Genomic DNA, 12332 nt, shown 5'->3' with positions numbered 1-12332 from the left:
GCCCGATTCGAAGAGTGCTCTAAATTAATCTTTGTTTTATCAAATCAGAGATAAAGAACCCAAACATATCATGAGTGTTTTTTGAACTTATCGAATAGGAGGGTATTATGTCTTCGAATAAAGGAAAGGATGAGGACAACAAGGGCACCAGCCAGCGTGGTTTTGCTTCCATAAACGAAGAAAAACAGCGTGAAATTGCGAGCAAGGGCGGCCATGCAGCTTACGAGAAGGGTGCTGCACATGAGTTTACCTCGGAGGAAGTACGCGAAGCAGGCAGGAAAGGAGGTCATGCTACCCATGAAAAAGTTACAGCCCATGAATTTAGCTCGGAAGAAGCGCGTGAGGCGGGCCGCAAAGGTAGATATTCGCGTGGTAAAGGCGACTCCGAGGATAAAGGTAAATCATCTCTTCCTCTACTCGTGGCGGCACATCTGAGCAGCATGCGGAAGCAGGCAGGCAAAGCCATAAAAATCGCTAATCAGCAATAACAACGAGCAGATTCGCCTGCTCGTTGTCTTCGTGCTAAGCATAGAAATATAGAGGGCGCCTCTAAAAATTCAAGCTATAAAATGAGGCGCGTTAGGAGAAAGTAGTATTTTCTTGATTTGTCCAGGATAACACGTTGTTTCAAATGTATAATAATGAGATTATGCTCCCCGATATGAGTCCTCACCATGCAACTCGGTTTTTTTGACCTTGACAATCGATATGCTCAGCTAAGTAAGTTAAATGATCCGCTTGAAGAGCTGAATCGCATAATCGATTGGAATCTATTCGCTGATCTTCTTGCAGAGACAACGACGAAGCCCCGGAAAAGTGAAGCAGGCCGCAAACCCTTTGATCGGGTGATGCTATTCAAAATGCTGGTATTACAAAGAATGAATAATCTGTCAGATGATCGGCTGGAGTATCAAGTCCGGGACCGGTTGAGTTTCATGCGGTTTTTGGGACTTGGTCTGGCAGGGGTAGTGCCTGACGCAAAGACCATGTGGTCGTTCCGGGAAGAGTTGAAAGAGAACCATCTGATGGATCGTCTGTTTGCAAGATTCGATGAATGTTTACGAGAGTTGGAGGTAGAACTGAAGTCAGGTCAGATCATTGATGCGACCTTTGTGAGTGTGCCTAAACAACGCAATACACGTGAAGAAAACAAGATGATTAAAGAAGATGCCGTTCCGATTGAATGGGGACAGAATCCCCACAAACTGGCGCAAAAAGACATTGATGCGCGTTGGACGAAGAAGAACAGCGAATCGTTTTATGGTTACAAAGATCACGTCAATATGGATCGCGATACCAAGCTGATAACCACATGGGAAGTTACTTCAGCGCAAATTCATGACAGTCAGGTTTTGGAAGAAGTGCTGCAATCCCCTGAAGTGGGAGGCGCAGATATTTATGCGGACTCAGCATACCGCAGCAATGCACAGGAAGAAAGTCTGGTCACCTCAAAATACACGAGTCAGATTCATGAAAAAGGCGCTCGCAATCATCCCCTCACGCAAGCACAAAAATCCAGTAACAAAGAGAAATCACGGGTGCGTGCACGAGTAGAGCATGTGTTTGGTTCGATGACGAATGAACTGGGCGGAATCACGATTCGTACCATAGGTTATGGGAGAGCAAAAGTACAAATAGGCTTACTCAACCTCGTCTATAACATCAAGCGTGTAGCGACGCTGATTCGAAAAGGGTATTTCAGTTTCGATAGGGTTAGTGCGCCCGAAATGGCTTAAAGGGAGCAAAAACGAGAAGATAACAACCCGAATCACCTTGAATTTAGAAAAATTTAATTATTGGACAGAAAAACTTTGAGAATCAAGTGAAATTGCCCTCCTGGTTGAATTGATTTGCTTTTTTTAGGTATTTTTAGAGGTGCCCTAGAAATGATGTGTTGGCAAAATTTGGAGCTTAAGAGGGCGCTCTCTATTATGTTTAATTGAGCCATTTTTTTAATAATAGCTATCACATTGCAGGTGTCTTTTTTCAATATGGTGAGTCACTCTTCCTGCTATGATTTTTTCCTCATAATACATGGCTATTTTATTTGATTTCTTCATTTTTTAATGCGAATTGAAATAACACAAACAAGTCTGTGTCTTTCTTTGTATGCCTTTAAAGCAGATACCGTGCTCTCTCTTCAAGCCAAATTTCGTATTAAACTCTGGGTATATATTTGATCCACACTCAAACAAACTGCCAAATTCTTTTACTATCGATGATAATCATGCGTTCAGTATGGTTATGTTTTGTTCTTATTCTTATATTAATCAATTGGGTGCTGAAATATATTCTTGCTCTGTGGGCTAGCGAACAGTAATTTGCTGAACGCCGGAGTAGAGTATAAGGACAGCAAGTTTGCTGTGATGTGTAATGTGATATGGAGGAATAAAACATGAAAACTTTTTCTATTGTTAAAAATCTCGCTTCATCCGTTCTAATGACAGGCCTGATTGTAGGCTTAGTGGGTTTTGCCCAAGCGCAAACCAGTGGATCTGGGCAGCCAGGTGGTTCAATGTCCGACCAAGGAGCTAGCCAGGGCGACAGCAGCATGAGGGGTAGCGGCGGCACGTCAGGATCAAGGGATTCATCGTCAACCTCTACTCAACGACAAGGATCGCCGGGCACGCCGGGCACGCCAGGTACGCCAGGCTCCACTACACCGGGCACGGGCTCTTCTGGCACCTCAGGTGGTGGATCAAGCGGAGGTGGCTATGGATCACCATCAGGTACTCCGGGATCAGGAGGAACGGGAGCTCCTTCGGGAACCGGGGGTGGTAGCCGGTATTAAACCACTCTAGTCTTGCGGAAAAGCCCTACTTCAGGGCTTTCCGATGATTTCCAAATAAACCCGTACGAGGCAACTAATCTGCCAACGATTATTGCGCCTGGCCCTGGATATGGTCGAATGAACGGATAATAGTGATTATCGCCATTATCGGTCAGATGATTGGTAAAAAAATAAATAGTGGGGCACTGATGGGTAAAAAATGACAAAAAACTAAAGTGAGTCAGAATAAGTATTCATTTATGTATTATGGACTGCGCTGGTTCTTTTGGTTTATCCAATTTCTGATTCCGATTGTCATGGGTTCGAATTTCATCAACCATTCTAATGCCTTGGAGTTATTTTAGAATGAGCCGAAGTAGTTTTCTTAGAAGTTTTCTTCCATTTTTAAATTAAAACTGGCTTTGTTGGCATCAACTTGCCGTATTATTTATGTTGTCTGTGGCCCGCCCTCGCGTCATGTTTGATTTGGAAATGGAATTAGGCACTATATCTCTAATCTTTTCTTAGTCTACCCGATAACCGACAAAATATTGCTTCAGTTGCTGGTACAGTAAGCGCGATAATTCGTAGAACTCTCTTCTTTTACTTGATAGAAATCTCGAACGCTAGTTCGTGACAGCAAAAACTTGGTTAATCTGAAGCCGCGATTTAGTCATGAATTTGTCGTCTTTCTTGTTGAGTTATTTATCCTTTAAGAAATAAATCCGCTCATTCTGGCTTAGATAAATCATAAATCTATTGCCCCCCCTATTTACGGCTTGCCTGAAGCTGGTGCGTTTTCTCTTTGTGGTAAAAGTGAAGAAAGCATTGATGCTGTTTTGTTCCGCAATATGCTCAAAGTATTATTGGATAGAAAAATTGTTCTCATTGCCCAACTGATCCTTGAGTTTATTGTGCTACCAAAGTCTGCTTCTTCTATTGCCATAGACATAGAAATTCAGATGTTTGATGTCTGCTCCTGCTCCTCAAGCATTTGGCAGGTAAATTAGAGCATTATCTGCTTCTAATGCCAGCATATTGAAGCAATTTTTCAAAATATCGGCTGTGCCATGCTCAAATTCTCCTGTTTATTCGATTTTGAAACCTCTCCACTAAATCGCTGAAGGTTCGCAAATATTCCCAATCGTTATAAGTGCTGAATTCGTATCCTAAATACATAACCTGTTTATCAAGCTGAGATGCATGCCAGGCGAGGCAGTCAAGAGCAAGGTATGGTAAAAGGCATTCCGACATACCACTGACGGGAGATCTTATGGCTTATGCACACAACTTACCCTTACGGAAAGGAATTATATCGAAATACGCCTGAAACATGGGGATTGGCAGAGTCGGATAGCACGGGATATGAACCGTTCTCAATCCACCATTAGTCGGGAACTTGCGCGGAACACAGGGATGCGCCGTTACCGCCATGCGCAAGCGAACAGGAAGGCTGGGCCAGTATCTGCCATGAGACCATCTACCAACATGCCTTAAAGGTTAAACGGGCGGCAGGTGGTCAGCTGTGCCTGAATTTACGCCACCATGCGAGGAAATACCGCAAACGCTATGGTGGCCTCACACGCAGCCGTAAGGGCATTCCCAATCGGATAGATATTGATAGACACTCTGAGGTAGCAAACCGACGAGAACGGTTAGGTGACTGGGAAGCAGACACCATGATTGGCAAGGGACACAAGAGCGCACTAACCAGTGGCAAATAAAACTGCAGAGGCGGTGACATACAGGATCATCCACCCTGATGGGTGTATTCAAGGACAGGGTGCGTACCCTTACCTGTGACAATGGTAAGGAGTTTGCTAAGCATGAACAGGTGGCGGATGCTATTGATGTGAAACCTATTTTGCCAAATCCTGCCACTCGTGGGAGCGTGGCCAGAACGAGAACGCCAACGGGCTGTTACGACAGTACTTTCCCAAAGCAGTGGGCTGCTGGATGTGATTACCCAGCAGGTGTTGGAGGCTGTCCACAAACTTAACAGCATGCCAAGAAAGTGCTTGGGGTTTAGGACGCCTTACGAAGTGTTACGCGAATTATCAGGCACAGATGCTGAAAAATTGATGGGTTATGCACTTATTACTTGAATTCAAGAATTTTTAACAAAGACAAAATAAATTTCTAAAAATTAACTGGTTATGCGACGCTATAGTAATATGTCTCTAATTTTATACAAAATAAATTGTTTAAAAATAAACGGTTATATGAAACACCAACTTTGATTGTCGTATGACAGTGACAATTATTTCTTTATATTTTCTATTTACTATAAATAACTTATTGATTTATATCGATTAATATATCATGGCATGAATAGTGCTTTGCATAACGCTAATACTAATTCTTTTTATTAGTAGTTGTTGTTTTTTTATTTAATCAATTAATACTAAAAAGAATCACAATCTCAAAATCTTAGTCGTCAGTAAAGTTGTAAGGCTATTCTTCAGTTTTTCGGCTTGATTTTGGTGCTTGGTGAAAATTTAGGTTCATCAAGATTTTTGCAAATTAATTTGATTCTAATCATAGGAGTATGTAGTGAGTAGTAAATATAAAATTAAATTGAAAACATTATCCGCTGTACTTTTGTTGCTAGCAGCGCCAGTAATTGCAGATAGAACAGCATCTGCGGGAAGAACAGCATCTGAGGAAAGAACAGCCTCTGAGGAAAGCAATAGCAGCTCAAATCACCAGCCAAATATGCTTCGTGTGAAGAATAGCCATGGTACCGAAGCAACATTTAGTACTGCCGGTTTTATAGATCTTGATAATCCATTTTTTAAAAGTTTTGGATCTAATGGCCGTAGCTGTGCTTCCTGTCATGTTTCTTCGCAGGGATGGACGATTACACCCACAGGAGTGCAAGAGCTCTTCGAAAAAACAGAAGGGTTAGATCCACTCTTTAGGCCGGTAGATGGCGCGAATAATCCTGAGTCTCCTCATCCGGATCAATTAACGCTTGAAGAACGCCGCAACGCTTACAGCATGCTGCTGAATAAAGCAAATATACGCGTAGGGATCGGCATTCCTGCTAACGCAGAATTTGAATTAACAGATGTTGATGATCCTTACGGTTTTGCAAGCGAAACCGAACTGTCTTTGTTCCGCCGTCCCATGCCAAGTACCAATCTTAAATTTTTAAGCTCTGTCATGTGGGATAGTCGGGAAACTACGGAGGATCTGACTTCTACGAATTGTATTGTTGGAACTGTACATTGTTTTTCTCCTGTATCTGTAGATTTAAATACTCAATCCAACAATGCTACCTTAGGTCATGCTGAAGCGTTGAATGATTTGAGCGCAGAGGAGCGAAAAGCGATCGTGGATTTTGAATTAAGTTTGTTCAGCGCACAGATAGAGGATAATGAGGCAGGTTCTCTAACCGCAGAGAAAGCACGCGGTGGTCCTCAAGCACTTTTGGAACAAGATTATTATTTTGGTATAAATGATACTATAGAAGGTGATTATCAAACTGGTGCGGCTTTTAATCCCAATGCGATGTCGCTTTATGATAGTTGGAATCGTTTTAATAAACGCACTCGATCAGCAAAAAGGACTACGCAGGCGCGTGCTGCTATTGCGCGCGGTCAAGCGTTATTTAATACAAAACCTATCAATATCACCGGTGTTAAGGGGCTTAATGATGATTTAGACGAGCCCGTAATTGCAGGTACGTGCACGACATGCCATAACACCCCTAATTCTGGCAATCATTCTACACCGGTGCCGCTGGATATCGGTATCTCTGATGCCTCACGCCGTACACCGGATATGCCGCTCTATACCCTGAGAAACAAAGAGACCGGTGAAACGATCCAGACAACCGACCCGGGACGCGCTTTGGTTACAGGTAAATGGAAAGATATTGATCGTTTCAAAGGACCTATTCTGCGCTCTGTAGCATCACGACCACCATATTTCCATGATGGTTCAGCTGCTGATTTGCCTGCAGTAGTTGAGTTTTACAATAATCGTTTTAATATCGGCCTTACCGCAAAAGAGAGAGCAGATCTTGTCGCTTTCTTAGCAGCGCTATAAAACTCTTGCATTCATCAGCAATGAACACCTTCCCTCAAGGGAGGGTGTTCATGCTTATCTTTTTGTAAAATTAACCATAGTTTTGTTGTGTTGAGCTTTGGTTTTGATAAGCATGATCCTGTCATTCACCTATATTATTAGTTTATCATTCTCGTAATTAAAGAGATAAACATTGCCGCTGAAATAATCGATAGCCATTACTATCGGCTGAATACAATTATTATAAGTGCTTAAAAAGGTTAACAACCGTGCGTTATTATTCCTCGCGCTAACTGAGCTAGCTGATAACGTGAGCCTACATATAGATTACCTGGGCTAGCTTCTTCATAGAAAACTTCTTCATTAACACAACCTTTCTAAAATATTAATTTAAGTTCCACCAGTTTTGCTGATATAGAGAACCGTAAGGACGATAGCACATTTGCTATGAACCGGCTATTTCCCACGAGGTTCTTTGCGAACTAAATAGTGGCTGACTAGCGCTCATTCTTTGCCTGATAAATCGCTTTAGTACCTTTGGTACATTAGACTCATACAATAGTTGAAATTATGATTTCAACTATATGGCAAAAAATCAAATTATTGTTAAATACTCTCTAAAAGTCAGCTTAATTCAGTGCTCAGCGTTATTTTGAGCGGCCATAGTCGCTATGGCAACATCAAAGACTACATTTGGCTTGGCTTGAAGTCGTCTAGCTTGCGAAGTTTTTTGGAGGGCGAAATAAGGAATCCAGAATAAATTCTGGAGCGGTAACGGAAGTAAGTGAAGCTAAAACTTCTTTACTAGCGGGAATAGATATTATAGTTAAGGGTGCATTAAAGAATAAGGGAATGAATTGTCCAGCTGCATGAAGACATAAATGAGTTGCTTCATCCAACACTCCATTATCGTCGCCAAGAGCAACATGCAAATCGATATGCTTTTGTGGATCAGCGGAAAACAAAGAAGCACGGTAGTGATGATCTAACTCATGAGCAAAAACCTTATCATTAAAAGACCACCCAAATGTATTCGTGAGCATGCTCACGAAAAATATCAGGATGACAGAATTAATGAATAATTGTTTTTGCATATATTTGTAATATATCACTACTAATACCTCTGACATAAACATAACGAATTATGTTTTGGACTAGGTGAATTTGTGTTTCTCCTTAAAACTACTTTTTATAATACTAAAAAATAATTCCAACACATTGATTTGTAATACTATACGTGTTGATGATTCTTGGCAAAAGCAACGAAAGTATAATTGCATATTAGCTTAATGTCAAATAAGAGATAATGACGAGTTTATGCTTCGTCATTATCTCTTACTTAAGTATTGGAATTCATTTTTGGTAAAGAGATCATTATAACCAATTGATTAACATAAAATAAAAGCCTCCTAAGTGGTAAAATATAGTTTGCTTGACGAACTTAACTAACCACAAGAGGGCTTTGATGAATCGTGATACAAAACGATTAGGCTTGCCAAGTTTAATTGGTGATTTATTTGACCAGTCGGAACTGCAGATTGATAATATTTTCGCATCATTGCGGAATCAATTGTATGTAGTCATTTTGCTGCATCGCGCTGGCTTGCATAAGTGCTCGGGGGTGACATTTACGCAAGTTGTTTATTGGTTGTTAATGTGGGTGTGGTTAAAGGTTGATTCGATTGACATGACTTCCCGCAAATCCATGCAAAGTTTCAGCGATGCCCGAAAAGATGTGATGTATGATTATCTCAAGTGGGAAGATGTCAGTAGGCGACGCCTACACTACCAGATTGCACGACAAGTCGTGATAGAACATAAGTTTGAAGGCCATGAGATGAAAGCTTTTGTGCTGGATGATTCAGTCAAAACAAGGCGTGGTAAAAGATAACAGGGATTTCCAGTCATTTTGATCAATTGACGGGGCGTACCGTCAAGGGTCAACAGGTTCTGACGATAAGTTATACTACTGAAGAAGTGTTTCTCCCGCTGGATAGTGAGCTTTATATCAGTCAGAAGAATATTGCTGAGCTTAATCGACCCTTTTGTGGTGGTCGCTGCCATGTGACAAAACACTACTAACCACTATAACCACTATCTTGCGCATGAAGAAGGATAAAACCCGGCATCGCTATAGCTATTACATTACAGATACCGCGCAAGCAAGTCGTATTCTGGACTAGTTTTTTCCATTTGGATAATTATTTGCAATTCAAAATCAGAGACTCTCTAAGTTAATCTTCAATTACCTCGTCTGTCTTGCCCAGAAACCGCTTGGCTGGTGGCATAGCTTGTCACTCATCTGTTGGTCGATTGTTTCGTCCAAAGCTGTGGCACCCATGTTATTTTAATTAACCTAAAAGCAATCAAGTTCGGTTATATATTAACGCGTTATTGCAAGGCAAGCGTCTGAAGAGAAGATAGCAAATTATCACGGAATGTTTCACATTGAGTCACGTACATGAAGCTAACGCGCTCATGCACACAGGGCGGATTTATCGCGCCATAATCGATTCTTAGCTTTCCTCTCTTTTCTCTGGTGAGGTAATATCGATCATTCCGGTTGGTAGCAGTAGCCAGCACAACATGAAATATATCGGTATCTACGCTAGCTTCGGGGATTGATAAATTTTCGTACTCAATCATTTCAACTGTTTGATACAAATTTTTCCTTTTTATCAGTTCAACTACCATTTTGAAATTTTCATTAACGCCTGAATATAATGGATCATAACGTAGGTCTTCCCTGGTCATAGGATAATCCGGGGAAATCGCTTTAAGATTCGTTAAAATAGTTGTATTGATCAATTCCTGAGAAGGAATCAAAGCAATGAGCTTTCGCTCAATAAGCGGCGTAGGAAGCGGTTCGGTGCTTTCGATACAGCGGGTATGCATCGCAGCTCTCGCTGCGATATATTTTTTCTTACCTTTATATTCTGCGCCTTCAAGATAATAAGTTGTGCTGCAACCAGATAGTACCAAAGTAGTCATTAAAATAACGAGTACAGCTTTTTTCATATTGATTATTTTTCTTTATAGACTATGTATATTTTTTAATCTCACTATTCCACTTCTAAATCAAAACTGGCTTTGTCGGTTTCACATTGCTGTATGATTAATACTGTCTGCGGCTCGTTTTCGCGTCATGATTGATTTAGAAATGGAATTAGGCAATGAATATTAGCTGCCTTATTTTTGCGATAAATCTTATACCCAAATATTTATGGGAACAAATGCTTCAAAGAAGAATCTTTAGTCATCAATTTCTAATTATTTGTAATATTAAAGCTGACTTTCCTCTCTGAAGTTGTATGGTAATTGTACCTACAATTCTAACCGTGATAGCCTTAACACCCTATATTTACTGGCCTTGCATATAAGCACATGATATTAAGCCAAATAAACATAAAAAAACAAAACGGGTGACTTGGTTATGATTCGTGAACACCGAAGCATCAGTATTATTGGCGGTCTATTGCTGCTAGGGTTGACTCTGACAACAGGCATTGCAGTTTATGATGTAATGCATCGCCAGATTGAATCCGCACTCGGTAGAGGACTGGGTGCAGTATTAGAAGGCAAAACGTATTTATTCGAGATTCAAATTGAAAAAGGTCTCGCGGACACACGTGCGCTAGCCATGCGGCCTTTCATGATTCAGCCAATCCAGCAGCTTAATGTTCAACCGGACAACTTCAATGCACTGCACGACCTTGATCGCAACGTTAATTCATTAACACAAATCGGTTTTTCGGCTGCTATCGTTTATGATGTGCACGGGAGAGTATTGTCACAGGTAGGCCATTTTTCTGATAAACAAACTCACTCGTTACCGCTGACTATACAAAATAACACTTTTCTCTTGTGGGATGATCAATTTATTTTGCGCACTAGTGAAGATGTGTTAGACCAGGATGGGCATCGCATTGGCAGAATTACGACAGAGAGTTTTTTGCCGTACCTGACTCGTAGATTTAGTGGAATAAGATCAATTGGTGAAACTGGGGAGTTTATGTTATGCGCACCTCCAGCTCCAGGGGATAGCGCGAAAGAAATGGCTTGTCTGATGAGTCAGATGGATGGTGTCAAATTCAAACATTTGTTTCAGGCAACGAGAGATGAGCTGTTGCCGATAAATAATGCATTAACAGGAAAAAGTGGGGTTATGGCTGTAAAAGATTATCGCCATATGCAAGTAATTGCGGCATATGCTCCATTAGAGAAGATTGGTTTAGGCATGGTATTGAAGTTGGATGAGGAAGAATTACTTAGGCCAGCAGCTGAGCAATTAAAATTTGTCATATTATATCTTGCGGGATTGATCGCTGCAGAAATACTGCTATTAAACTGGTTTGTGCGTAAACTGATTAAATCCAGGCGGGAAGCGCAAGAAGCTAAAGAAAAGGCTGAGCTATTTTCGATAGAATTGAGTCATAAGGAATTAGAATTACGTAAACGTCTGAAAGAAATCACCTGTCTTTATGAAATTCGTCGTGGTATGGGATTAGATGTATCAATTGATAATGTTTGCCAGAATATTTTTGAGCATTTGATTCCAGCCATGCAATTCCCGAAAATAGCGACTGCCATCATTGAGCTTTATGGCTGGCGATACATTTCTGGCAAGTATGATCACGGTTTTATATACCCTTTGCGATCAAAGATTAAAATCACCGATAAGATTGCTGGTTATCATTGGCATAAGGATCGAAACTCTTTTTGTACCTATTTATCTGAAATTATCGTCAACGATGAGGTCTGCGGCCAATTACGTTTATTCTATTCAGAAGACAAAACATTCCCAGTAATTGAGGAGCAAAAACTTATCAATGCCATTGCAAGCGATCTGGCAGGTTGGCTTGAGCGCAAACGGTTGGAACAAGCGTTGGTTTTTGTTGCCGAGGAGCAGGCGCATACCATCGGGCAGGAATTGCATGACAATCTGGGGCAACGGGTTGCTGCAATTGGCTATCAGGCCAGAGCATTGGAGAAAAAAATCTTTGCTTTAGGAAAAGATGATCTGGCAGGCGTTGCGGCTTCCATTGCATCGCAAGCCCAGGCTTCTGTAGTACAAATCAAACAACTCGCTCAGGGACTGCTACCATTTGAACTGGAAGCAAATGGTTTGGTAGCGGCATTACAAGCTCTTGCGTCGAGAATCGCTTCGACTTATATGATTGATTGTGAATTTGTGTGTGAAAATGAAGCTATTATAAATGAAGCTATTACTAATGATAATAATCTTGCACTCAATCTTTATCGAATTACACAGGAAGCTGCTAATAATGCAATACGTCATGGTGGAGCACGATCTCTAAGAATATTTTTGAACCTTGAAGAAGGAATGCTTACCCTTTCCATATGTGATGATGGAAGCGGTATTGTCGAGGTGGATAAAAAGCATGAAGTGACCCAGGGAATGGGTATTAAAATTATGCAATATCGTGCAAAGCAGCTAGGTGCCAAGTTAGAAATATTAATGCGTCCAGAAGGGGGTACGGAAGTGCGTTTGGAAATGCAACTTATTTAA

At 41.1% G+C, this 12332-nt stretch carries 11 protein-coding genes and 1 pseudogene; 10 read left to right on the top strand and 2 right to left on the bottom strand.

The annotated features are described in order from the left end of the window. The first annotated feature begins 107 nt into the window (after positions 1–107). The 7 genes and pseudogenes from AAW31_RS14210 (at position 108) to AAW31_RS14180 (ending at position 6823) form a co-directional block, all read left to right on the top strand. On the top strand, positions 108–488 hold the full coding sequence (locus AAW31_RS14210; protein WP_082110470.1) for a KGG domain-containing protein: 381 nt from the start codon (positions 108–110) through the stop codon (positions 486–488). A 186-nt stretch (positions 489–674) separates the two neighbouring features. Next, positions 675–1736 (top strand): IS5 family transposase, encoded by a 1062-nt coding sequence (locus tag AAW31_RS14205; RefSeq protein ID WP_046848937.1) that lies wholly within the window; start codon positions 675–677, stop codon positions 1734–1736. Positions 1737–2395: 659 nt separating this feature from the next. Continuing rightward, on the top strand, positions 2396–2791 hold the full coding sequence (locus AAW31_RS14195; RefSeq protein ID WP_046850735.1) for a hypothetical protein: 396 nt from the start codon (positions 2396–2398) through the stop codon (positions 2789–2791). A 758-nt stretch (positions 2792–3549) separates the two neighbouring features. Beyond that, positions 3550–3780, top strand: coding sequence for a hypothetical protein (locus tag AAW31_RS14190; protein WP_046850734.1), 231 nt, complete (start codon positions 3550–3552; stop codon positions 3778–3780). A gap of 286 nt (positions 3781–4066) precedes the next feature. After that, positions 4067–4267, top strand: a pseudogene (locus tag AAW31_RS23770) (helix-turn-helix domain-containing protein); the annotation flags it as partial. Between the two features lie 265 nt (positions 4268–4532). After that, positions 4533–4769, top strand: a complete 237-nt coding sequence (locus AAW31_RS20920; protein ID WP_046850733.1) for a hypothetical protein — start codon at positions 4533–4535, stop codon at positions 4767–4769. 554 nt (positions 4770–5323) lie between these two features. Further along, a complete protein-coding gene (locus AAW31_RS14180; protein WP_235264388.1) occupies positions 5324–6823 on the top strand; it encodes a hypothetical protein in 1500 nt (499 codons plus the stop codon). A 692-nt stretch (positions 6824–7515) separates the two neighbouring features. On the opposite strand, the gene AAW31_RS14175 is transcribed toward AAW31_RS14180, so the two are convergent. Beyond that, positions 7516–7896 carry a hypothetical protein gene (locus AAW31_RS14175; RefSeq protein ID WP_046850732.1) on the bottom strand — a complete coding sequence of 127 codons (381 nt, stop codon included), beginning with the start codon at positions 7894–7896 and terminating at the stop codon, positions 7516–7518. Between the two features lie 371 nt (positions 7897–8267). Here AAW31_RS14175 and AAW31_RS14170 point away from each other — a divergent pair, with 371 nt between their 5' ends. Continuing rightward, positions 8268–8693, top strand: a complete 426-nt coding sequence (locus AAW31_RS14170) for a hypothetical protein (protein WP_046850731.1) — start codon at positions 8268–8270, stop codon at positions 8691–8693. Positions 8694–8719: 26 nt separating this feature from the next. Continuing rightward, the gene (locus AAW31_RS20915; protein ID WP_144412980.1) at positions 8720–8884 is read left to right on the top strand and encodes a transposase; all 165 of its coding nucleotides are present in this window, start codon (positions 8720–8722) and stop codon (positions 8882–8884) included. Positions 8885–9193: 309 nt separating this feature from the next. On the opposite strand, the gene AAW31_RS14165 is transcribed toward AAW31_RS20915, so the two are convergent. Then, complete coding sequence (locus tag AAW31_RS14165) at positions 9194–9820, bottom strand: hypothetical protein (protein ID WP_046850730.1); 627 nt, start codon at positions 9818–9820, stop codon at positions 9194–9196. Between the two features lie 415 nt (positions 9821–10235). Here AAW31_RS14165 and AAW31_RS19160 point away from each other — a divergent pair, with 415 nt between their 5' ends. Beyond that, positions 10236–12332 carry a sensor histidine kinase gene (locus AAW31_RS19160; protein ID WP_052752272.1) on the top strand — a complete coding sequence of 699 codons (2097 nt, stop codon included), beginning with the start codon at positions 10236–10238 and terminating at the stop codon, positions 12330–12332.

The organism is Nitrosomonas communis (genome assembly GCF_001007935.1).
GTDB lineage: Bacteria > Pseudomonadota > Gammaproteobacteria > Burkholderiales > Nitrosomonadaceae > Nitrosomonas > Nitrosomonas communis.
This window is presented reverse-complemented; position numbering and strand designations above follow the sequence as displayed.